We start from the raw sequence: 23446 nt of genomic DNA, 5'->3' as shown, positions 1-23446 counted from the left end.
CGATCCCCCGATCCCTGGGGTCCTTTGATCGGGCATCGTGGGCAACCCTAGCCCCGCCCCGCCATATGGATGCGGTCGCTCAGTTGCCGCACGGTTTGGGCAAGGTCGAGATCGCGCTTGATCTGGCTTTCGACCTTGGTGCAGCTATAGAGCACGGTTGTGTGGTCTTTGCCGCCAAACTCATCGCCAATTTTGGGCAAGCTGAGATCGGTATGTTGACGCATCAAATACATCCCCATCTGGCGGGCTTGGCTAATTTCACGCCGACGAGACGTACCCTTGAGCTCATCGACCGACACCTGAAAATGTTCGGCCACGGTGGACAGCACCACCTGGGGCGAGGCTTCCATCTGTTCTGTAGGCGGATTGAGCACCGCCGTCAGGTGCTCGACGGTCATCGGCAAGCCTGAGATGGAGGTGTAGGCGATGGCCCGAATCAGCGCCCCTTCCAGTTCGCGAATGTTGGAGGTGTAGCTGGAGGCAATGTACTCGATGGCCTCGCGGGGCAGGTTCACCTGTTCATATTCGGCCTTTTTTTGGAGGATGGCGACCCGCGTTTCAAAGTCGGGGGGCTGAATATCGGCAATCAGACCCATGGAAAAGCGGGAAATCAACCGCTCTTGCAGCCGCACAATTTGGTGGGGAGGCCGATCCGCCGCCAGCACAATCTGCTTCCCCGCCTCGTGCAGGGTATTGAAGGTGTGGAAAAACTCCTCTTGGGTGTATTCCTTCCCCTCAATGAACTGAATATCATCCACTAGGAGAATATCCACATCCCGGTAGTGGGATCGGAAGTGCTGCATGCTGTCCTTGCGGATGGCGGCAATCAGGTCGTTGGTAAACTGCTCTGTCGAGACGTAGGCAATTTTGGCGTGGGGGGAAATATCCTGGCGGTAGTGGCCAATGGCCTGCATCAGGTGCGTTTTGCCCAGCCCGACCCGACCGCAGAGAAACAGCGGGTTAAACTCTCGGCCCGGAGCCTCCGCTACCGCCAGGGCAGCGGCGTGAGCCATGCGGTTATTAGCCCCCACCACAAAGCGGTCAAACACCGCCTTGGGGTTGAGATCGTTGTAGGCAGCGCGGTTTTGATTAGAGGCTTCTAGCTCTCCAGACCGAGGGGGGGCCATGGGGGTCAGCCAGGAGGAACCGGGGGCCGATTGCCCAACGGATGCCGCAAGGGGTGAACCCCCGGAGGATGCCGCCGATGGGCCACCGGAGGACGGAGCGCTGGCCGTCCCCGATCCATCCTCCTGCACCACCACCTGAATCATCAGCGGTTGCCCCGCTAGATCCTCCACCACCTGGGCAATGCTGGGTAGATAGTGCTTTTGCACCCAATTCCGCGCAAAGGGGTTGGGGGTAGAAATCACCAAGGTACCCTCACTCAGCGACTGGGCCTGAGCAGGTTTAATCCAGGTTTCGTAGGTGGGAGGGCTAAGCTGCTGTTGAAGCCGCTCTAGCACTTGTTCCCACAGCCGATTTAGGGCCTGATCCACGGCATACCTCGTGACGGTGCGATGCGCTCCATGGCAACCCATTGCCCTAGATACCTATCCCAATGCTTGGATCTCCAAGGGTTAAGGGCAGATAGCCGGGACAACAGGCCGAGGGGAGCCAATTTCTGAATCTATAGAGTACTAGATATAGGCCCGGAAAAGCGTGGCAGATCTAGCGATAGACCAATCCGACTAATCCTTGGAGTGAGCGTCCGGCGAAATCGCTGTAACCCGCCCCTCCTTCGCATAGAATACCGTCCACTGGGTTAAAAAATGGGCCGCACTCACCGTCTGCACTGGCCCCACCTGCCCCTGAGAATCGGGCAAACACCCCTGACCGACCACCGCCTGGGGCCGTTGCCACAATTGTAGATGGGGCACCGCTGGCTGGGCAAAAAAATCGGCGCGGCCCGCCCCCAAAACCCGGCTACTGCGGTGGGTAAAGGCATCGTGGCTCAGGCGATGCAGGGGAGCACTCCCCACCCAGGGAATCCCCCAGCCGTCTAGCAAAAATATTGCCCGCACCCGCCCCCGATAGCGCTGCCAGTGCTGCGCCAAGGAGACAGCCCCCACCCCGCCTGCGCTAAAAGCCCACAGGATTAAATCCTGGCCCTGGTCTCGCCCTTGATGCCCCGAGGGGGAAGCCGCTAGGGCGCAATCTAGGGACTGGCGCAGGGCATGGGCCGAAAGCGGAGCCCAGGGCACCCCACCCCCCAGCACCACAGTGGGCAGGGTACAAATTGCGGGTTCTGCTGCCCACAGGGCTTGTATGCCGTCGTTGGCCTCCGGCCCATGGAAGCCGCCGCAAATTCCTAGCCAAACCTGAGCCATCCTCTCCTCCCTTTACGGGGGTATTATGCCAGCTTGGGTTGCGTTCCGCCCCCACGGCCCTAGATTCCGACAGCACCCGCCTAGGGTCGCTAAGAATTTTGCGTAACCCATGGGGAAGCGACGACTCACCATAGGTTAAAAAAGATTGAGAATTTAGTCGTTTTTGATCAACTTTACTGTTTTTTTAGGAAGAAAATATTTTTTCTTTAAAACGTAGGTAGGTCGTTGCCTAAAACCCGTCATCATAGAGATACCCCCAGCCCCGCAAAATAACTTGATCCCTGATGGTTTCCTCCCTTCCTGGGTGCATTTAGTTAGGATCGCCATCACCTGGCTGAGGCAATCGTTGACCTCGCGATCTCTCCCCTAGCGTCCTAACCGCTAACCGACCTCTCCTGGGTTGGATTGATTCCATTGTGCCAGGGAATTTCGCCCCCAATTGCCAACTTGTAGACACTCCATGGAGTCACTCCCATGTCTCACATCATTGTCAATTTAACGCTCCCCATTGTTGTTGCCAAAGTTGAGACCGTGCTGCGCGATCCGGAGGCCCCTAGCCACTGGGAAGCGCTGGATGTGCCTGACTTCCGACAACGACTCACCGCCTATGTCCTGCGGCGGCTGCCCGTCATCTACGTCACCCTCGATCAAGACACGATTCGGCGGACAGGCACCCCCTCCGAGTGTTATTCCTACGAACAGCACCGCCATATTGATCGCTTGATTCAGCAGGGAATTCAGGCGCTGCTGAATTACGAGCCGATCTACACCGACACCCCTGGTCACTCCGAAGATGTGGTGGTCTCCTGCGCCAATCCTCGCCTGGCCCAGGATATGATGACCGCCTCCCACTGGTTCGGCTAAAGGGGCCGCATCGTTGGCCCTAGGATGATGCCGTCTAGGCCCAAAGCCCCAGGGAAAGGGAGGAATTTCTTAATAAAATCCTTGGCTTCTAGGCCCTCTGTCCTGGGGGTGGCCTGTTTAGACTAAAGGGGTATCGGCTGGACAAGGTTCGTCTATCCCTATCCCTTCTCCCATTTCCTAGCGCCATGGCAAAAGAAAACCTGTTTCTCTGTATGGGTTCGGCCTGCCACCAAATGGGGGTCTACGATGTGCTGCCAAAACTTCAGGCGCTCATCCAAGCCCATGGCCTCGATGGCGTGATTGAACTAAAGGGATCCTTTTGCTTGGAAACATGCAGTCAGGGGATTGTCATGAAGTTTCAAGATCATCGCTTTTTGGGCATCAGTCCCCAAAATGTAGACGCCATTTTTACTGAGCGCATTCTACCGATGATTGAGGCTGCCTTGGCCCACGTCCCGTAGAGAACTCCCTGAATTATCACCATGGCAGAGTCTAGTTTTTCTCACAACGCCGCTCGATCTAAGGGTGGGGATAGTGAAAACCACCAAGATCACCAGCATCTCTGGCAACTGCTGTGGGAATATGACCCCAATGGACTGTTAGTTGTGGATGCAGACCTCTACATTAAGCTGGTCAATCCGGCCTTTTGTCGAATGTTTAAAGTGCAGCCCAACGATGTGCTGGGCCAGCCCGCTGCCACCATTTTAGACGACGTCAGCGACCTTCGACGAGTATGGGAAACAGGGGAAGTCTATCGAGGCAAGCCGAGGGAGTTTATCCAGTACGATCTACTCGTAAATCAGGTCATTTTTCCCATTCTTGATGAGGGTATCATTGCCTGCATCATGGCCGACTATAGCCATCAGCTTGCGGAACGACGGGAGCTCATTGCTATTAAAGAAACCACCATTCAGCAGGTCAACCAAGTCGTAGACAACCAGATGAAGGTGGTACAGGAAATTGCCGGACTATTAGGAGAAACAACCGCCCAAACTAAGGTAAGTTTGCTAAAAATTGTGCAGATGCTCCAGCATGAGGCGGTGGATCCCGTGGCGGTACGGCCTCAAGACTGGAGCCCTACCCGCTCGACCATTGAGGATCGAGGGCAGGAGGGCCACTAGCCGATGACCCTGGATACTTTCATTGACATCCACAGCGCCAGCCTCAACAAGCGGGGCGAGGAACTGTGTGGCGACAAGGTGAAGTACCTCAAGACGGGCACCAAAACCACGGTGGTGCTGTCCGACGGTTTGGGCAGCGGGGTAAAGGCCAACATTTTGGCCACCCTGACCACCGAAATTTTGATCACCATGCTGAACGCCGATGTACCCCTAGAGGAGGTGCTGAAAACGGTGATTGGCACCCTGCCCATCTGTCGGGTGCGGAAGATTGCCTACTCCACGTTTACGATTCTTTGGGTAGACGGCCACACCAATCATTTTAAGGTGATTAATTTCGACAACCCGGCCCCGGTATTTTGCCATCGCGGTCGGGTGCAGCCCCTCGCCATGGAAACCCAGGAAATTCTGGGCCGCAAGCTGCAATCCGCCGAAGGCCAGCTTGACCGGGGGGATTTTTTGGGGGCCATCAGCGACGGCGTGCTCTATGCGGGCATGGGCATGACCATGAACTTTGGCTGGGGCTGGGACAACATCGCCCAGTACGTGGAAGGGGTGATTGGCAGTCAGGCCCACACCGCCCGTTCCATCGTGAAGCGAGTGGTTGACCACACCTTTGAGCTCTACCAGGGCCAGGTGGGCGACGATGCCACCATGGTGGGGCTGTATATGCGCCAGCGCCACCCGCTGATGATTTTTACCGGGCCACCGCTGGAGGAGGGCCAGGACGAAACCTTTGTGAATCGGCTGCTGGAGTTTGAGGGGCGCAAGGTGGTCTGTGGCGGCACCACGGGCAACATTGTGGCCAGTTATCTAGGGGAAATGGTGGAGATGGATCTCTCGACCATGCGGCGGGAACTGCCCCCCATTGGCACCCTGAGCGGCGTCGATTTGGTAACGGAGGGGATTTTGACCCTCTCCAAGGCCACGGAGTATATCCGCCAGTGCCACTGCGACCTGGGCCGTCTGCGCTTCGATAACAATGGGGCCTACCTGTTGGCCCGCGAGATCCTCCAGGCCGACTCCATCCATTTCCTCGTAGGGCAAAGCATCAACGAGTTTTACCAAAACCCGCTGCTGCCCAAGAATATTTCCATCCGCCGCAGCCTGATTGAAGACCTGGTGGCGATCCTGCGCCGCTTCCAGAAGGAAGTCACCGTTGAGTATTGTTAGGCTGAATGAAGTGTTTGAATATCTATCCTCCCAAACCAGAACCATCCCGTATAGTTTGTATAAGCTTGAGGACTTGTCAGCCAGGGGCGGCCATACGAAAGTTCCTGCCGACCCGACGACAATTTTTGGCCCGTCCTTGGGCAACCTAAGCAATAGTCCGGGAAGCGGTCGCCTGGGAGGTGCTTGAGCCACCCACCATCCCCCGGTTTGTGTTTTCATCACGGAGAACTGGTTCCATGGCTGAGTCATCCAACGTTCCGGCCACCCCCAATATGCCCCCTCGGCCCGCGCCGCCACCGCCCCAGGGCCAGCGTCCCCCCGCCCCACCCCCGCCCCAGGGCCAGCGCCCCCCCGCGCCGCCCCCGCCCCAGGGCCAGCGTCCTCCTGCCCCCCAGGGCCAACCGGGCCAGCGTCCCCCCGCCCCCCAGGGCCAACCGGGCCAGCAGAGCCCCCCCGCTCCGGCTGGGCATCGGCCTGCGAGCCCGCCCCCCATGCCCACAGCGGCGGAAAGCATTAAGGTGGGCGGCAGTCCCACCCTGGAACATATCGTGCGGGAAGCCTTTGATAAGGGTTTTTCTGACATTCACCTCGGCGTTGGCGAAGTGCCCCGCTATCGGGAACGGGGGGAAATTACCCCAACGGAATACCCCGTCACCGACGAGGCCACCTTCTATAACTGGCTGTCGGAAATTCTCCGGCCCGACCAAATTCAAGAATTTCGCCAAACCCTCGATTTTGACGGTGCCGCCCAGTACGACTTCACCCGGATTCGGATCAACATTTTTGACTCGTTGCGCGGCCCCGCCATGGTGCTGCGGTTGATTCCGGTGAAAATTCTCACCCTAGAGCAACTGGGCTTTACGGGCATTTTCAAAGATGTCTGCCACTACCACAAGGGCCTGATCCTGGTGACGGGGCCAACGGGTTCCGGGAAATCTACCACCATGGCGGCGATGATTGACTACGTCAACAGCGAAATGCCGAAGCACATCATCACCATCGAAGACCCGGTGGAATTTGTCCACACCAGTAAGCGTTCCCTGGTGAAGCAGCGGGAAGTGGGGATGCACACCCACAAGTTTGATAACGCCCTGAAAGCCTCCCTGCGGGAAGACCCGGACATCATTCTGGTGGGGGAAATGCGGGATAAGGAAACGGTGAACACCGCCCTCAAAGCCGCCCAAACCGGACACTTGGTGATGGGCACCCTGCACACCAACAGCGCCGTGAAGACGGTGGAGCGGATTCTCAACCTCTACGAGCCCGAACAGCAGGCTCCGATTCGGGTATCCCTAGCAGAATCGCTGATTGCGGTGATTGCCCAGGGGCTTTGCCGCACCACCGACGGCAAACGCGCCGCCTTCCACGACATCCTCATCAACACCGATGCTATTAAGGACTACATCCTGCAAGGCAAGCTGGACGAAGTGGAAGCGCTGATTCCCAAATGTACCTTCGACGGCATGTGTACCATGAACCAGTCCCTCTACGCCCTGTATGAATCTGGGCGCATTACCGAGGAAACGGCCCTAGAAATGGCACCCAAGCAGAACGAAATGGCGCAAATGCTGCGGGGTCGTGTCTAAATCACCGAACCCTACCGCGACCGCCGCCAGCTTTAAGGGGCTGGCCCTCTTTACCCCTGGCGGCGACTGCGTCTACTGCATCGACCAGCGGAAGAACAACCACTGGCATTTGGATCTCTGCACGGCCCTGCAAAGTGCGCTGGGCCTGTCCGAGCCGCCCTACTTTTTGCTGCCCTGCTTTACGGCAACGGTAGATCGCTGGTTAGACCCCAGCAGCCGGGAGGTTGTCACCGTGGCGGAGGCTTACCCTCGTGCCCTGCGGTTTCAAACCCTGCTGAATATCCTGTTTGACACCGATGACCTGATTTGGCAACCCAACTATAGCCACCAGGAAGATTGTTCGGTGTGGGTCATCGAATCCTATCGCACCACCTTTCCCCAACTGTGGGAGCGCCACAACCTGGTGATGCGGGTGGAGGCCACCTGGGTTAGCCCCCTAGGAACATCCTTGGCGGCGCGGGGGGCGGGGGCATCGAACGAAAAAATATCCCCGGATCCGACAACTGCTGAGGGGCTTGCGGCAAATCCCTCAGACCACCCTCCAGAGTCGGGCACGCACCTGTTTAAGCTGTTTGTCAGCGGGGCCGACACCCTGGCCACCGAGCAAATGCTGCGGGTTCTGCGCCACACCCTGGAGGCGACCCTAGCCGAACCCTATACCCTCCATCTCATCGATGTGCTGACCCATCCCGACGAGGCTGAGGCCGACCTGATTACCGCCACCCCCACCCTGATTCGGGTATCGCCCCCCCCCGTGCGCCGCATTGTCGGTCAGTGGCCTAACCCCCAACAACTGCGGGATCTGCTGGGTTGACCCGCCCCGTCGCCTTGCGTCGGCGTAGTGCTGGGGGCAGGGCGAGGGGCCGTACCATGGCGGCACAAAATCAGCCTTCCCTCCCCAGATGGAGAGGCCCACGGGATAAGATAGACCCAGCCTTGTTTCAATCTGTGCCATGCAAATCCAAGACCGTCCTCCGTCCGTTGCCCCTGCGGCGTTCTCCCCTCGGCAAGCTAGCGTCAGCCGCACCACCGGAGAAACCGACGTGCGGGTGAGCCTCAACCTCGACGGCAGTGGCCAATGCAGCGCCAACACGGGTATTCCCTTCTTGGATCATATGCTGCACCAAATTTCCTCCCACGGGTTGATTGATTTGGACGTGCAGGCCCAGGGCGACCTCCACATCGACGACCACCACACCAACGAAGACGTGGGCATCACCCTCGGCATGGCGCTGCACCAAGCCCTGGGCGACCGCAAGGGCATCACCCGCTTTGGTCACTTTGTCGCGCCCCTGGATGAATCTCTGGTGCAGGTAGCGTTGGACTTTTCAGGACGGCCCCACCTCAGCTATGGCCTGACGATTCCCACCGAGCGGGTTGGCACCTACGACACCCAACTGGTGCGCGAGTTCTTTGTCGCCATCGTCAACCACAGCCAAATGACTCTGCACCTGCGCCAACTCGACGGCATCAACTCCCACCACATCATCGAAGCCACCTTCAAAGCCTTCGCCAGAGCCATGCGGATGGCCGTAGAGGTCGATCCCCGCCGCGCCCACCTGATCCCCAGTTCCAAGGGCGTCCTCTAAATTAGTAAATTAGCCCCCCGAGACCCCGCCCGACCATCCGTAGGGGCGAGGTCTCCTCGCCCCTGTTGACCCCCTATTCACTAAGCTACAAAGGCCATCTGCCAAAAGGCCGTTTCTAGGTTGGCAATCCGCAGAAAGGTTGTCGAAGCCAGGGCTTGGGTGTGGTCGCTGGCCTGGGCTAGGACTTGATCGGCCTGGGACGCCAGTTGATCAACATAGGTGGTAAAGCCTGTATTGCCCCAGCGGTCGGCAAATTCGGTGTAGGGAGATGGCATGGGGCCGGGACGCTGCCAGCCCTGGTTGTAGGCCGCTTCGATGGCCCACAGGGCGGTGGCTTGGACGGGATAGGGCTCTAGCACCAGCCCTGCCATAAAGTCGCAATACTGGGTGCAGGTCGATTGCCGAGGAGCCTCTAGGGACAGTCCCCGCTCCTCGGCCTTGGCCTGAAACCACAGCAGTTCATCCTTGAGGGCCACGAGCCCCGCCAGCAGCACATCGAGGTGATGATCGGGAGCCGCCGCCAGCATTTTCCCTACCATGCGGGTAAAATCCTTCACGAAGAGGTAATCCTGCACCAGCCAGGTATTAAACTGAGCGGCGGTGATGGTGCCCTGCTGGCAACCCGTCAGAAAGGGATGGACGGTGGCCCGTTCCCAGGCCTCGGCATGGATAGTCACCAAATCCTTGCAGGTCAGAGTCATCGCTACGTCCTGATTGTTTCGTTTGCCCATAACTCTATAGCAAAAGGCCGCTGAAAATAGCGCTGTTCATTCCAAAGGGGGGTGTTCAGTCAGAATCGACTACTATGCTTAATGGACGTTGCTGAATCGACGTTCTTGTTGCCCTGATTTAGCCCATCTGGAGAGTCCCATGCGCCTGTCTCAAATGCTGTTTGTCACCCTGCGGGAGAATCCGGCGGAGGCCGAAATCCCCAGCCACAAGCTGCTGCTGCGGGCGGGCTACATTCGTCGGGTGGCCAGCGGGGTCTATGCCTACATGCCGCTGCTGTGGCGGGTACTGAACAAAATTTCTGCCATTGTGCGCGAGGAAATGAACGCCACCGGAGCCCAGGAATGCCTCCTGCCCCAGCTTCAGCCCGCCGACCTGTGGCGCGAGTCGGGCCGTTGGGACACCTACACCAAGGCCGAGGGGATCATGTTCTCCCTGGTGGATCGCCGCCAGCAGGAAATGGGCCTTGGCCCCACCCACGAGGAAATTATCACGTCCATTGCGCGGGATATGATCCGCTCCTATCGTCAGTTGCCGCTGCATTTGTACCAAATTCAAACCAAGTTTCGCGACGAAATCCGGCCCCGGTTCGGCCTCATGCGCGGGCGCGAGTTCATTATGAAGGACGGCTACTCCTTCCACGCCGATGAGGATAGCCTCAAGCAGACCTACAACGAGATGTACGCCGCCTACAGCACCATTCTGCGCCGCTGTGGGCTTAAGTTTCGGGCGGTGGATGCCGACTCTGGAGCCATCGGCGGGTCAGGATCGACGGAGTTCATGGTGCTGGCCGACGCCGGAGAGGACGAGGTTCTGTACACCGAGGATGGCCAATACGCCGCCAATGTGGAAAAGGCCGTTTCTCTGCCCGTGGAAGCGGAACCGTCCCGATTCACGACCTTTGAGAAGCTCGACACGCCCAACACCCCCACCATTGAATCCCTGGCCGCGTTCCTTCAGTGTTCGCCCACCCAGATCGTCAAAAACGTGCTGTATCAGGCGGTGTTTGACCATGGCAAAACCCTGCTGGTAATCGTCAGCATTCGCGGCGATCAGGACGTCAACGACGTGAAGCTGATCAACGAACTCACCAAACTGGCCCCCACCTACGGCGGCACCACGGTGCTCTCGCTGACCGTGCCCGATGCCGAAGCCCAAGCTAAATGGGCCACCAAGCCCCTGCCCCTGGGCTACATGGCCCCCGACTTGAGCGATGACCATATCCAGTCTGGCGTCAAAGACCTAGAACCCCAGTTCCTGCGGTTGGTCGATCACACGGCGGTTGACCTGAAGGGTTTTGTCACAGGATCTAACGAATCTGGCTACCACGTCGTGGGCGCAAACTGGGGCCAGGAATTTACCCTGCCCAAGCTGATCGTCGATGTACGGAAGGCGATGGCCGGAGATCGGGCTATCCACGACCCTAGCCAGCCACTACAAACCGCACGGGGCATTGAAATCGGCCATATCTTCCAGCTAGGCACCAAATATTCCAACGCCATGGGAGCTACCTACACCAGTGAAGGCGGTGACTACCAACCCCTGGTGATGGGCTGCTACGGCATTGGGGTCTCTCGCCTAGCCCAAGCCGCTGTAGAGCAGTCCTACGACAAAAACGGCATCATCTGGCCCCTGGCCATCGCCCCCTACCACGCCATTGTGGTGATTCCTAACATCGGCGATGCCCGTCAGGTAGAAGCCGCCACCCAAATTTACACGGCCCTCAATGCCGCTGGTGTAGAAACCCTGCTCGACGACCGCGACGAACGGGCCGGAGTCAAGTTCAAAGACTCCGAGCTAATCGGTATTCCCTACCGCATCGTCACTGGCCGCGCCCTGGCCGATGGCTTTGTGGAAGTTGTGGATCGAGCCACCGGAGAAGCAGAAGAAATCGCTCTAGACGCCGTGGTTGATCTAATTCGGGATCGGATAGTTCAGGCCCTTTCCGCCTAGCGCCTTGACCTTTGGCCAGAGAACGATTTGGTTCAGGGGGAATTCAATCGACTCCCGTGCTTGACCAGGGGCCTATCCTTTAGCGGAACGCGACTTGTGCCCCATAGAGCAGACGGAATGCCATTGAGAAGGCAGAATTCTCAAGGCCACAATCCCCGGTACGGGCGCACCGCAGTGCGTCTTAGCCGATTCCCTAGCGCTTAAGCCCTATGACCAACCTCCATCTCATCGACCATCCTCTGATTCAACACAAGCTCACCCTGATGCGGCGGGCGGAGACCAGTACGGCCAAGTTTCGTGCCCTGCTGAAGGAAATTAGTTTGCTGATGGCCTACGAGGTAACGCGGGATTTGCCGCTGAAGTTGGAGACCATCGAAACGCCGCTGGCCACGATGCAGGCTCCGGTGTTGGCCCCGGAGAAAAAGCTGGTGGTGGTGTCGATTATGCGGGCGGGGCAGGGCATTTTGGATGGCATTTTAGAGCTGATTCCCTCGGCGCGGGTGGGCCACATTGGGCTGTATCGCGACCCCCAAACCTTGCGGGTGATTGAGTATTTCTACAAAGTGCCGGAAAATTTGGCCGACCGGGATGTGTTGGTGGTGGATCCAATGATCGCCACGGGCAATACTGCCGTTGCGGCGCTGTATCCTCTCAAGCAGGCCAATCCTCGGTCGCTGCGGTTTTTGTGTTTGCTGGCGGCACCGGAGGGCGTCGCCCATTTTCGCCGGGAACACCCCGATGTGCCCCTCTACACCGCCGCCATCGACGAAAAGCTGGATGAGCGGGGCTACATTCTGCCCGGTTTGGGGGATGCGGGGGATCGGCTGTTTGGCACCAAGTAAGGATCGCGGCACACAATCTGGAGCTGAGCCGCGTCCTCGCAGGGTAGGCATCTTGGTGGCCATCAAAATCGCCAAAATCGCCGTTGGCCGAGGGGTAGGGTTGGCCTGTCTATTCCTAAACAACGGGATTTCTATCTTGGGAAACTGGGCCTTTCGATCAAGGGCTACCCGTCGCTGTGTAGGATGGTAAGCAGACCTTGGCTGATTGTATACAGTGACCTGTGAGCTTAAGCTGGGCTTCTGTGGTCAGGATCAGCTTGGGAATGAATGTTTTGCTATTTTGACGCTTGTTAAGGGGTTTGAGTATGACGGCGGCTACCACCCAATCGGTTCCGGCTTTTGTGGAGGGGATTCAGCATTTTGGGGAACTGCCCCCAGATTTCGCGGCTCACGGCCAAGAGGCCGCCATTGCCCCCGGCCAAACCGCCATTGCTTCCCCTAGCGACCCCGCTGCCGTCTACCAAACCCTGCTGGCCGCCGATGCCCTGCGCTACCTGACGCTACAAATGACTGCCAGCAAGGAGTCGGGCCACCCCGGCGGGTTTGCCAGCATTGCCGAAGCCATCGCCTCCCTGGTGATGCTGGGCCACAAGAATATCGTTACGGAAGTGGGCCACCACGCTCCGGGCTTCTATAGCAACGTGTTTTTGGATGGCTCCCTCGAAGCCATGGGCATCAACACCGTGCAAGATTTGTGCGACCGCTTCCGGGAAACCCACGGCTTGCTGGGCCACCTGTCGGGCCAAATTCCGGGTCTGCTGGCCCCCGCTGGCCCCCTCGGTCAGGGTCAACACTTTGCCATGGCTGGGGCGAAACTCCATCCCGGCGTGCTGTTCCCCGTCACCATCGGCGATGGCGGCCTGGGCGAACCCTACATCATGAGCAGCATCGCTCACTTCAATACCGCCTACCCCAGCGCCACCAACTTCCTGCCCATCCTGGTGTGGAACGGCTACAGCCAAGAGCACCACAGCATGGTCTCCACCAAGAGCAACCAGGCCATGATCGACTACTGGCGCGGCAACGGCTTCCAGGAGGTAATCCTGGTGGATGCCAAGGACTTTGATGATGCCAACCAGCCCGGAGACTACGTCGATAGCACCGCCTTCAGTTTCCCCCAGCGGTTCGCCTTTACCCAGGCCGTCCTCGAAGCCACGGACAAAGCCGCCAAACTGGCCCTGGGCGGCACGTTGACAGTGCTGATCGTGAAGCAGCTCAAGGGCGCAGGCGTCCATAAGCGCGGTGCCCAATCCCACAACCTCTACCCCGGCGATTCCCTAGAGCGGGACTACATCGTTAGCGCCCTGACGACTCGCGCTCTGCATCCCGACGCCTGGAACCTGGTGCGTACCAACTACGAACGGGCGGCGGGTGGCCCTGGGGCCAAGGTGGCCGTCACCGAGAAAACTCTGCCCCTGGCGGACTTAGGAACGCTGCCCCTCAACGAGTTCCCCGTGGGCGGCGATAAGCAAGTCGCCACAACGGCCATGGGTGCCCTAGTGGGCTATGTGGGTCAGCAAGACCCCACCTTTGTGGTGACAAACGCCGACGGCAACGCCGCTTCCGGCATCAACAACATCAACCAGGCGCTCAAGATCATCCACCCCACCGCCGACGCCACCTATTTCCAGCAGCCCCAGGGCCAGGTCTACGAACCCCTCAGCGAAGATGCCTGTGCCGGACTCGCCGCCGCCCAGGCGTTGTTTGGTGGTCGCACCCTCTGGTGTTCCTACGAATCCTTCGCCATCAACGGCCTGCCCATTTGGCAAACCGTCACCCAGGCCATGGCCGAACTGCGCCGCCCCACCCCCTCCACCATCACCCTGTTTACCGCCGGAGCCCTGGAACAGGGCCGCAACGGCTGGACCCACCAGCGCCCGGAAATCGAAAACTACTTTGCCGGGATGATGCGGAACGGCAACGTGTTCCCCCTCTTTCCCACCGACGCCAACGGTATTCAGGTCTGCTACGACTGGGCCTTGGGCACCGTCAACAAGGGCGTCACCATCACCGCCAGCAAGTCGCCCCTGCCCATCCGCACCACCTTCGAGCAAACCCGCCAAGCCCTGGCCGAGGGCGCGGTGGAACTCGCTTCTACCCCCGGTGAAAAGACCGTAGTGTTTGCGGTGATTGGCGACATGACCCTGATCCCCGTCTTCGAGGCCGCCGAGCAACTGGCCAGCGCAGGCATCGGTAGCCGGATTGTTTCCGTGGTCAGCCCCCGCCAACTCTATCGCCCTACCGATGTCGCCTGGGATATGTGCTCCGAGCCGGACAGCGCCTTCCTGGATGATGCCGGATTTGAGCGGCTGTTTGGCGGCGATGTGGTGATTGGTGTAACGGGTGGTTCCAGCGCCATGCTTGAACCCATCATGCTGCGCAGCACCGCCCCCCGCGACACCTTTGCCTGGAAGCGCGGCGAAACCACCGCCACCGCAGGGCAAATCATGGCCCTCAATGGCCTCACTGCCGAAAACTTCGTGGCCCGTGCCAAGGCGCTGCTGGGTTAGCATCCTGGCCTAGGGGACAGATGGAGTCGCCCTCCACCGGACGGAACCTTCAGTCTGTCCCCATTCTTTGCACTCTCGCCAGTGCAAACTTATGTAGGGAAATCGTCCGAAGCCATCATCGCCGCCTACAGTGGAACCAGGCCCCACCACCACAGGTAGATGACATCATGGGAAAATCTCGGATGAGTTCCCGTCAGCGATCCTATGAAGCGGACTTAATCAACCGCCTCTCAGACAATCACCAGATCAACCAGGCCCAGAGGCGCATGAGCGTTTGGGGATCACGGGATAAAGACATCATTGACCAACAGCTCAGCTCCCGTACTAAGGATCGACTGCGAAATAATGCCTAAATCCTTCGTGGATAGCCACCGATAGGCCTACGTTAGGAGGTCATGGGGTGTGTTGTTTTCCAGTGGGTTGCTCCCAACGCGTCCCGCCTCACGTTAGAGCCGTTGGTTGTTCTTTACAGAAGGTGCTGGAACCGTTCTTCAGCCCCCAACTGTTTGACCGCCTGCTTAATATCCTGGGTGCGGTCTTTGTGAACGATGAGGGTGGCGTTGCCATCGCGCACAATCACCACATCGCTGAGGCCAATGGTGACAACGACCTCGTCCGAGTTGGAGGCATAGACAATGCTGCCCTCGGTGTCTAGGGCAATGTGGGTGGCCAGGTCAACATTTTTGTCGTCGGGTTTCTTCAGCAAGCGCTCCACGGCGTTCCAGTCGCCTAGGTCATCCCAACCAAAGGCCACAGGCATTACATAGGCGTGATCGGTGTGCTCCATCACTGCATAGTCAATACTGAGTTTTTCGAGGCCGGGATAGGCCGCCACCCCCTGCGCTTGGATGGGCTGCATCAGTTGGGGGGCGTGGGCGTTCAACTCCGTCAGCATCACCTGGGCTGGAAACACAAACATACCGCTGTTCCAGCTAAAGCGGCCACTGTCGATGAAGGTTTGGGCGGTGGCGGCGTCGGGTTTTTCGGTGAAGCGGCTGACCTGGTAGGCGGGCAGATCGCCGTAGGTTCCGGCGGCTTCGCCCTGCTCAATATAGCCGTAGCCCGTGGCGGCATAGGTGGGGGTAATGCCTAGGGTAGCGATGGCTCCTTGGGCAGCGGCGAGGTGGGCAGCAGCTTTTAGGGTGTCGCAGAACGCCGCTTCATCGGCAATCCAGTGATCAGCCGGAAAAAAGCCCACCACCGCATCCGGGCCGTAGCGCTTAGCAATTTCGAGGGTGGCCCAGGCCACAGCGGGAGCCGTATCCCGGCCCATGGGCTCCACCAGCAGGTTAGCTTCGGGCAGGTGAGGCAACTGCTGCCGCACCCGATCCGCCAAATGCCCCGCCGTAATTACCCATAAATTGTCCCAGGAGCCTGACAACTGACACAGCCGATCCGCCGTGGCCTGGAGCAAACTCCGGTCACTGCCATCCAGGCAAAGGAACTGCTTAGGGCAGGCAAGGCGGCTGACGGGCCAAAACCGCTCCCCTTTGCCACCAGCGAGAATTACGGGAATGAAGGTTGCCATAGGTATTAATCCTTAAGACTTATCTATAGACCGTTGGGAAATCTGTGCTCTAATCCTATCCCTAGGGGGATCAGTCCCTTGCGAAAAAAGCTTAATATTGATTAACACATTACGATTTAGCAAAGCTAGGTTGAAATGGCAAAGAGGATAAGGGTAGATATCGATACCCATGGCCCGTCCACGATGGCTTAGGTTAATCCCCAGAGGGCTTCCCCCAAGCTTATCCGAAGCATCCCCGTTCAACCTGGGAGAACGCTACCCTAAAAGTGCCAGATCCCCAGGTGTCTGAGGTTTTAAGCTATGGGTAGATAATCCGCAGTAGGTTGGGGTAGAGCGACGGTCTGAGGGAGCGTCCTTGGGATGCTGGGGGCATCGGGAACCTCGAGATCCAGGGCTCAGGGTATGAGGTGTGACGTTAGTGAGGCAGGTATTCATGGCATCGTCAAAGCAATCTGAAGAGTCTGGCGTAGCGATCCCAGCCCCCGCTTCCTCCAGTGAGGCTCACCCCACGGCTGTTTTAGATGATCCAAGGGTGGACGAGCCAGGGGTGGACGAGCCAAGCCTGAGGGATTCAAGCTCAGATGCCCCAGATCTGAACGCTTCAAACTTAGACGAGCCCAACTTAGACGAGCCCAACTTAGATAAGCCCAACTCCCCTAGTCCCAACTCTGGGGTCAATAACTCCACGGACACAGCCGACCCCGACCCCCTTTCCGCCTACCGCTACGTTGCTCCGCCCGCCCCACCGAAGCGGGGATGGTTAGGGCGAGCCATCAGTGGCCTACTGTGGAGCGGTATTTTTGTCGGCACCGCTGCCACGTCGGCCTTGGTTGGTGCCGGGGCAGCGCTCTTTCTGCCGTTGCCCGGTCTGCCTGAGACCAGCGCAGAAGGAGTTGGCTTGAGCGATCTGTGGCAGGCAGGCTTTCGCTACCAGGTCACGCGCCCCGTTACGATTCTGGTGATGGGTCTCGATGAGAACCTAGACGGCCCCCCTGGATCGGACGCTGTGTTTGGGGGCCGCACCGATACGTTGCTGCTGGTGCGCGTTAACCCCCAAGACGACACGCTCCGCGTGATGTCCATCCCACGAGATACGCGGGTTCAAATTCCGGGTTACGGCATGGCTAAGGTTAACCATGCCAATGTGGAAGGTGGCCCCACCCTCGTGGCCCAAACCATCGCCGATAACCTCGGTAATGTCCAGGTTGATCGCTATGTGCGAGTCAACACCACCGCCTTTCGGGAAATTGTCGATTTGGTTGGCGGCATTGAGGTTGAAGTGCCGCACCGAATGCAGTACACCGACCAAACCCAAGGGCTCTACATCGACCTCTATCCCGGCTGGCAAACCCTCAACGGCGACCAAGCCGAGCAATTTGCCCGCTTCCGCAGCGATGCCGGAGACATTGGCCGGGTGCAGCGCCAGCAAATCCTGCTAAAGGCCCTGCGGGAGCGCTTAACCAGTCCGCTGGTGGTGCCCAGTCTGCCCCAGGCCATTCGGGTGGTGCAGCGCTATGTCGATACCAACCTCACCCTCGAAGAAATGCTGGCCTTGGCCAATTTTGGCCTAGAAATTGAGGCCGACGACTTCCAGATGGTGATGCTGCCGGGACGATTTAGCACCACCTCAGAGTTTGAGGCCAGCTACTGGCTGCCCGACTGGGAAGCCTCAGCCAACATTCTGCAAACCTTTTTTCAAACCGAGGGGGTGGGCGTCTACGCCGACAATGGCAGAACCCGCTATGTATCCAATCTACGCATTGCCGTGCAAAATGCCTCAGATACCGCTGGGGCTGGGGCCGCCATGGCTCGCTACCTGCGGGATAACGGCTTTAGTAACGTCTATGTGAGTAATGATGCGCCTATCGTGAGTCGAACAACAGAAGTGGTGGCCCAACGAGGAGATCGCGGCAGCGCTGAGTTAGTCCATTCGGTGCTGGGACAGGGGCGAGTGCTGTCCGAATCGACGGGCGACCTCGACTCCGACATCACCATCCGCGTGGGCCGAGATTGGGCTACCCAGTGGGTGGAGGCTAGCCCCTAGAATCCGCAAGGATGCCCGGTTGCGATGCCTGATCATTGCGGCTGGCCCAGGGTTGAGGTTAGGCCGTGGGAACTTCCACGGCAGCTTGGAAGGCATCCCAAGCCACAACATCTTGTACTAAAGACTGATAGCCCAGCACATTGGGATGAAGACCGTCGGCAGACAGGCGAGCTTGCCACCAATCGGGGCCTCGGTGCAGCCAGAGATCCATCACATCGAGGTAGGGGATGTTGTGGCTTTCGCAGGTGAGGCGGGTGGCCTCCTTGTAGCGCCACTGTTCGCGCTGGGAGTAGTAGAGCACTTCGGAAAAGGGCATGGCGGCTTCATTCACGGGCACCATGCCCACAAACAGCACCGGGCAGAGCTGACGGGCTTCGGCGAGGAGGTCGGCGAGGGTTTGCTCAAATTCGTCAAAGTCGGTGTAGTTGCGGCCTAGGGGGCGACCCACCCGCGCCGAGTCGTTGGTGCCCACCGAAATCACGAGGCGGTCGGGGAGGCGATTGCGAATTTCGCCGCGATAGCGAAACTCGTGGGCCAAACGTTCCCGTACCTGGCTGGCCCGGTCTCCTCGCACCCCCAGGTTATAGAATACGGCTCCCTCTGAGCCCGGTGCCATGGCCCGTCGCCGCAGCCGTTCCACCCAGCCGCCGCCCTCTGGGTCGCCATAGCCATAGACCAGGCTATCCCCCACCACCACTACTTTTTGGGGATGGGCCAGCCGCCCTGGAGGCGTAGGATGCGGTTGGGACGGCACAACGGGGGAGGGAGTTGCTAGCATGGCAGACTTGACCTAGACCGAGGACAGCAACGACAGCCCAGCGCCATACAGCCCGCCGGGGGAGCCGAGCTAGACAATCAGGGTGATCCTGAGTAGCCTAGTCAGAGGTAATTGTTTCGATAGATTACGTTTCAATAGTTTACAAGCTTAATCGCGTTTCATCGCGTTTGTCTGCCCGATGCCATCTTCCCCCCTCCCCCGCCTCCTCGCCCTAGACTTTGATGGCGTGATTTGTGACGGCCTGCTGGAATATTTTCAAACGGCCTGGAAAGCCTACTGCGAGGTTTTTCAGCCTGCCACGCCAGAGCCGCCCCTGGGCCTAGCCGAGCGGTTTTATCCCCTGCGCCCAGTGGTGGAAACCGGGTGGGAAATGCCCCTGGTGCTCTATGGGCTGCTGTCTGGGGTGGCGGATGAAGCCATTCGGGACGATTGGCCAAGTCTCATTCCCCAGCTGATTGCCGAGGGAAGGGTCGAGCCTGCTCAGTTGGGGGCAGCGGTAGACGGCGTGCGAGATCGGTGGATGGCCGCTGACCTGGAGGGCTGGCTAGGGCTGCATCGGTTTTATCCAGGGGTGTTACCGCGCCTGCACCAGGCCCAAGCCCAGGGGACGGATCTGATCATTATTTCCACCAAGGAAGGGCGGTTTATTCAGCGCCTGTTGGCCCAGCAGGGGCTAGCCCTAACGGCAGACCGCATCCTAGGGAAAGAAGTTAAACAGCCTAAGTACACCACGCTAGGACAACTCCAGGCGGCTCACCCCGACGCGCCAATCTGGTTTGTGGAAGATCGCATCAAGGCGCTACAGGCGGTGCAAGATCAACCCGATCTAGACACGATCCAGCTTTTCTTGGCAGACTGGGGCTACAACACAGCGGCGGATCAGGCCTTGGCGGCAGCGAATAGGCGGATGCATCGACTTACCTTGGCGCAGTTTGCCCAACCCTTTGCGGGCTGGATTCCCTAGCCGTCGATGCTACGGCAGGCACCACAGTCTGGCTCAAGGTAAAAAAAATCGACAGCCCCCAAAGAGCGTGCCGATTCGTTGTGTGTTCCCTGTAGATGACTCGGCTAAATGAGTCTTCTACAGTATCTGGGGTGGTGGGACAAATGCCTAGGCACTGGGTCACGAGAGTTAGTGAGATTGATCACACCAGCGCGGCCAAGGCCAGGGTATGGAGCGTAACAACTCTTCACGCCTCAGTTCTGAAGCCTCCAATCTAAGGCAAGATGAAACTAGGGACTACTACCGAGGCCAACATGGGGCTATTTGACAAGATGTTTACCTCCGATGAAACCACAAGTCCACAACTGATGGGAGCCGCCGAGGCGATTGCTAGCATTGCCTTGGTGGCCATCGCTGCCGACGGCTATTTGTCCGACCAAGAGGGGCAGGACATGACGATTATGCTGTCGCGGATGCACCTCTTCCAAAGCTACCCCGAGGATATGCTCCATCGCCTGTTTGATAACCTGCTGACCCGGCTTAAACAACAGGGGCCAGCCGTCCTTGTCGATCAAGCGAAGGTGGCTCTCAGCCAGGATTTACGCGAAACGGCCTTTGCCATCGCCACGGATCTGGTGCTGTCAGACCGCACGGTGACTCCCCAGGAGCAGGCTTTCCTCGATGATCTCTACCGCATCCTAGAAATTCCAGGGGACACCGCCCTGCAAATCGTGCAGGTCATGACCATCAAAAACCGGGGGTAGCCGTCCCTGGGGGTGTTACGGGTTGCTACGTCCTCGGTCTACTTTTCTTCATCTATGGTCTTGGTTTCTGCATCTGGCCCCAGCGGCCCCCTCTACGTCTATGGTCTGTGCCTTGCCCGTGGGCAGCATCTAACCTTACCCACGGGCATCGCGGAGCCCGTCAGGCTGATCACCGTAGATGCCCTGGCAGCGGTGGTGGAAGACAACATCGACCTAGAGGTTCTCCAGGGAGAAAGCACTCAGCTATTAGCGGCAGTGCTCAGCCATGACCGGGTGCTGTGTCACTTGTTTCAGCAGGTGCCCCTGTTGCCGCTGCGGTTTGGCACCCAGTTTCCCTCCCTAGATCGGCTCCACGCCTACCTCACCCAGGAGCAGGCCGTCTACCAGTCGAAGCTTTTGGCCCTTGCAGATCAGGCCGAATACCAGATCAAGCTGATTCCCGTTGACCTTGACCCGCCGCCGCTACCTGAAGGATTGAAGGGTCGAGATTACTTTTTAGCCAAAAAACAACGCCTGCAAGACCTCGCCCTCGCCCAGCAGCAGCAGCAGGACGAACGGCAGCGTTTGCTTACGGCTATCGCCAGCGCCTACGCCGAGGCCGTGGTGGATGAATCTGCAGCCGACACCAAAGTCTACCTGCTCATCCCCCCCTCCCAGGCCGATGCCCTGCGAGAAACCCTTGCCCATTGGCAAACCCAGGCTCCCCAATGGCAGATCCATTTGAGTTCGGCGCTGCCCCCCTACCACTTTGTCTGATCGCGGTTTTTAGGTCTGGTTTAGTTGGTTGCAAAGGGTTACATTCAGCCCACATTATCGCTAGAACGTCGTAGAATCAGGGATTCTCAGGCCAACGCTAGGCTGTTCTAGGTGAAGCTTGGTCTGTCCACCGTTCTTTTCCGTTGAGACCTGTTAACCTTGACCGCTAAGCCAGCTTCTTCTCTGTTTAAGACCCTATTTCCGGGTCTGGTGCGTCTTCGTCACTATCCTTCTCCCTGGTTTCGCTCCGACCTGTTGGCGGGGGTTACTGTCGCCGCCTACCTGATTCCTCAATGTATGGCCTATGGCGAATTGGCGGGGGTGAATCCGGTGCAGGGCTTGTGGGCTATGCTGCCTGCCATTGTGCTCTATGCCATGACGGGGTCGTCGCCGCAGCTTTCGGTGGGGCCAGAATCTCCCACAGCGATGATGACCGCTGCCGCCGTTGCGCCCCTGGTGGTGATCTATGGCACCAGCCATGCCACCCTGGCAGCGGCCCTGGGAATGTTGGTGGGGGTGCTGTGTTTGGTGGGCTATGTGGCCCGGTTGGGTTTTTTGGCCAACCTGCTCTCCAAGCCGATTTTGATTGGCTACATGACTGGGGTGGCGGTCATTATGATTATGGGTCAGCTCAGCAAGGTGAGCGGGGTGCCCATTGAAGCCACCAGCATTGCCGGACAGGTGGCCGACTTTTTGGGCAATCTCGACCAAATCCATTGGCCTACCTTTATCCTGGCGGGGTTTGTGCTGGTGCTGCTCTTTGGGGTGCAGGCGCGGTTCCCCCGGGCACCGGGGCCGCTGCTGGCGGTATTGTTGGCCACGGCAGCGGTCAGCCTTTTCCACCTCGATCAGTACGGAGTCGTGGTGGTGGGCACCATTCCCGCTGGGTTGCCCAGTTTCCAGGTGCCCATGGTGTCTCAGGCAGAAGCCCTTGCCCTGATCTCAGCGGCGGCGGGGATTGCCATTGTGGGCTATTCCGACAATGTGCTGACCGCCCGGGCCCTCGCCGCCCGTAACCACTATTCTCAACTCATTGACCCCAACCAAGAACTGCTGGCCCTGGGCATTGCCAACCTGGGGGTGGGGCTGTTCCAGGGCTTTCCGGTCAGCAGTAGCGGAAGCCGTGCCGCCATTGGTAACGCCACAGGCAGCAAAAGCCAGGTCTTTTCCCTGGTTGCCTTTGGGGTGGTGCTGCTGGTGCTGCTGTTTTTGCGCCCGCTGCTGGTGATGTTTCCCACGGCGGCCCTAGGAGCGCTGGTGATCTATGCCGCCACTCGCCTGGTAGACCTGCCAGAATTCAGCCGCCTACAACGATTCCGGCGCGGCGACTATGCCCTCGCTGTCTTGACAACCCTGGGGGTGTTAGCCACGGATTTGCTGATGGGTGTTGCCATTGCCGTGGGGCTATCGGTAATTGAACTGTTTGCCCGCATTGCCCGTCCCTACGATGCGGTGATGGGCAAGGTGCCCGACCTTCCCGGCCTCCATGATATTAGCGACTGGCCAGGGGCCACCACCATCCCAGGGTTGGTGCTCTACCGCTATGATGCGCCGTTGTTTTTTGCCAACGCCAATAACTTTAAGCGCCGCGCCCTCGCCGCCATTGAGGCAGAAAAGGCCCCGGTGGAGTGGTTTATTCTCAATGCCGAGGCCATCGCCGAAATCGACATCACCGCCGCCGATATGCTGAACGAGTTGTTTGATGAACTGGCGGAACGGGGCATCACCTTTGCCATGGCTCGGGTGAAGCAGGATCTCTACGCCCAACTGAAGCTGTCGGGACTCCTAGACCGCATCGGCGTTGACCACATCTACTTCACGCTGCCCACCGCCATTGACGGCTTCCATCAGCGCCCTTAGCCCCCACCGTTCCCAGGGCAGTGAGGTCGCCCCTCGCTGCCCCCGCCCCAGGCCGCAGCCCATCATCGCGACTAGGGCCAAA

21 protein-coding genes are annotated in these 23446 nt (G+C 58.8%); 16 read left to right on the top strand and 5 right to left on the bottom strand.

What is annotated here, in order from left to right:
• Window positions 1-47 precede the first annotated feature (47 nt).
• Complete coding sequence (dnaA, locus tag GFS31_RS06955; protein ID WP_198807483.1) at window positions 48-1496, bottom strand: chromosomal replication initiator protein DnaA; 1449 nt, start codon at window positions 1494-1496, stop codon at window positions 48-50.
• 192 nt (window positions 1497-1688) lie between these two features.
• Window positions 1689-2327 (bottom strand): hypothetical protein, encoded by a 639-nt coding sequence (locus GFS31_RS06950; RefSeq protein WP_198807482.1) that lies wholly within the window; start codon window positions 2325-2327, stop codon window positions 1689-1691.
• 474 nt (window positions 2328-2801) lie between these two features.
• On the opposite strand from GFS31_RS06950, the gene GFS31_RS06945 reads away from it, so the two are divergent.
• From GFS31_RS06945 to hisB, 7 genes are all read left to right on the top strand, one after another.
• Window positions 2802-3191, top strand: coding sequence for a hypothetical protein (locus tag GFS31_RS06945; RefSeq protein WP_198807481.1), 390 nt, complete (start codon window positions 2802-2804; stop codon window positions 3189-3191).
• A 185-nt stretch (window positions 3192-3376) separates the two neighbouring features.
• Window positions 3377-3652 carry a (2Fe-2S) ferredoxin domain-containing protein gene (locus GFS31_RS06940; protein WP_198807480.1) on the top strand — a complete coding sequence of 92 codons (276 nt, stop codon included), beginning with the start codon at window positions 3377-3379 and terminating at the stop codon, window positions 3650-3652.
• A gap of 21 nt (window positions 3653-3673) precedes the next feature.
• Window positions 3674-4312 carry a PAS domain-containing protein gene (locus tag GFS31_RS06935; RefSeq protein WP_198807479.1) on the top strand — a complete coding sequence of 213 codons (639 nt, stop codon included), beginning with the start codon at window positions 3674-3676 and terminating at the stop codon, window positions 4310-4312.
• 3 nt (window positions 4313-4315) lie between these two features.
• Window positions 4316-5482, top strand: a complete 1167-nt coding sequence (locus GFS31_RS06930) for a SpoIIE family protein phosphatase (RefSeq protein WP_198807478.1) — start codon at window positions 4316-4318, stop codon at window positions 5480-5482.
• Window positions 5483-5718: 236 nt separating this feature from the next.
• Window positions 5719-7068 carry a PilT/PilU family type 4a pilus ATPase gene (locus GFS31_RS06925; protein ID WP_225907600.1) on the top strand — a complete coding sequence of 450 codons (1350 nt, stop codon included), beginning with the start codon at window positions 5719-5721 and terminating at the stop codon, window positions 7066-7068.
• Window positions 7061-7882: a circadian clock KaiB family protein gene (locus GFS31_RS06920; RefSeq protein ID WP_198807477.1), complete on the top strand. Its 822-nt coding sequence runs from the start codon at window positions 7061-7063 to the stop codon at window positions 7880-7882. Before GFS31_RS06925 ends, GFS31_RS06920 begins: the two co-directional genes overlap by 8 nt.
• Window positions 7883-8021: 139 nt before the next feature.
• Window positions 8022-8657, top strand: coding sequence for an imidazoleglycerol-phosphate dehydratase HisB (hisB, locus tag GFS31_RS06915; protein WP_198807476.1), 636 nt, complete (start codon window positions 8022-8024; stop codon window positions 8655-8657).
• Between the two features lie 80 nt (window positions 8658-8737).
• Here the strand turns inward: hisB and GFS31_RS06910 are convergent, their stop codons facing one another.
• Complete coding sequence (locus tag GFS31_RS06910; RefSeq protein WP_198807475.1) at window positions 8738-9358, bottom strand: TenA family transcriptional regulator; 621 nt, start codon at window positions 9356-9358, stop codon at window positions 8738-8740.
• 169 nt (window positions 9359-9527) lie between these two features.
• On the opposite strand from GFS31_RS06910, the gene GFS31_RS06905 reads away from it, so the two are divergent.
• The 4 genes from GFS31_RS06905 to GFS31_RS06890 all read left to right on the top strand — a co-directional run bounded on the left by GFS31_RS06905 (window position 9528) and on the right by GFS31_RS06890 (window position 15044).
• A complete protein-coding gene (locus GFS31_RS06905; protein WP_198807474.1) occupies window positions 9528-11339 on the top strand; it encodes a proline--tRNA ligase in 1812 nt (603 codons plus the stop codon).
• 209 nt (window positions 11340-11548) lie between these two features.
• Window positions 11549-12181, top strand: a complete 633-nt coding sequence (upp, locus tag GFS31_RS06900; RefSeq protein ID WP_198807473.1) for a uracil phosphoribosyltransferase — start codon at window positions 11549-11551, stop codon at window positions 12179-12181.
• Window positions 12182-12486: 305 nt separating this feature from the next.
• Complete coding sequence (locus GFS31_RS06895; protein ID WP_198807472.1) at window positions 12487-14691, top strand: phosphoketolase; 2205 nt, start codon at window positions 12487-12489, stop codon at window positions 14689-14691.
• A 167-nt stretch (window positions 14692-14858) separates the two neighbouring features.
• Window positions 14859-15044: a hypothetical protein gene (locus tag GFS31_RS06890; RefSeq protein WP_198807471.1), complete on the top strand. Its 186-nt coding sequence runs from the start codon at window positions 14859-14861 to the stop codon at window positions 15042-15044.
• Window positions 15045-15157: 113 nt separating this feature from the next.
• Here the strand turns inward: GFS31_RS06890 and GFS31_RS06885 are convergent, their stop codons facing one another.
• Complete coding sequence (locus GFS31_RS06885; protein WP_198807470.1) at window positions 15158-16219, bottom strand: mannose-1-phosphate guanylyltransferase; 1062 nt, start codon at window positions 16217-16219, stop codon at window positions 15158-15160.
• 433 nt (window positions 16220-16652) lie between these two features.
• Between GFS31_RS06885 and GFS31_RS06880 the strand changes: the two genes are divergently transcribed.
• Window positions 16653-18263, top strand: coding sequence for an LCP family protein (locus tag GFS31_RS06880; protein ID WP_198807469.1), 1611 nt, complete (start codon window positions 16653-16655; stop codon window positions 18261-18263).
• Between the two features lie 58 nt (window positions 18264-18321).
• On the opposite strand, the gene GFS31_RS06875 is transcribed toward GFS31_RS06880, so the two are convergent.
• Window positions 18322-19041 (bottom strand): GDSL-type esterase/lipase family protein, encoded by a 720-nt coding sequence (locus GFS31_RS06875; protein ID WP_198807468.1) that lies wholly within the window; start codon window positions 19039-19041, stop codon window positions 18322-18324.
• Window positions 19042-19219: 178 nt separating this feature from the next.
• Here GFS31_RS06875 and GFS31_RS06870 point away from each other — a divergent pair, with 178 nt between their 5' ends.
• The 4 genes from GFS31_RS06870 (at window position 19220) to sulP (ending at window position 23364) form a co-directional block, all read left to right on the top strand.
• A complete protein-coding gene (locus tag GFS31_RS06870) occupies window positions 19220-20005 on the top strand; it encodes an HAD family hydrolase (protein WP_198807467.1) in 786 nt (261 codons plus the stop codon).
• 263 nt (window positions 20006-20268) lie between these two features.
• Window positions 20269-20748, top strand: a complete 480-nt coding sequence (locus GFS31_RS06865; protein WP_263974916.1) for a tellurite resistance TerB family protein — start codon at window positions 20269-20271, stop codon at window positions 20746-20748.
• 54 nt (window positions 20749-20802) lie between these two features.
• Complete coding sequence (locus tag GFS31_RS06860) at window positions 20803-21504, top strand: GvpL/GvpF family gas vesicle protein (RefSeq protein WP_198807466.1); 702 nt, start codon at window positions 20803-20805, stop codon at window positions 21502-21504.
• A gap of 159 nt (window positions 21505-21663) precedes the next feature.
• Window positions 21664-23364, top strand: a complete 1701-nt coding sequence (gene sulP / locus GFS31_RS06855; RefSeq protein ID WP_263974915.1) for a sulfate permease — start codon at window positions 21664-21666, stop codon at window positions 23362-23364.
• Window positions 23365-23446 lie beyond the last annotated feature (82 nt).

Source organism: Leptolyngbya sp. BL0902 (assembly GCF_016403105.1).
Taxonomy (GTDB): Bacteria; Cyanobacteriota; Cyanobacteriia; order Phormidesmidales; family Phormidesmidaceae; genus Nodosilinea.
Note: the sequence above shows the minus strand (reverse complement) of the source record. Positions and strands in the feature narration are given on the sequence as shown.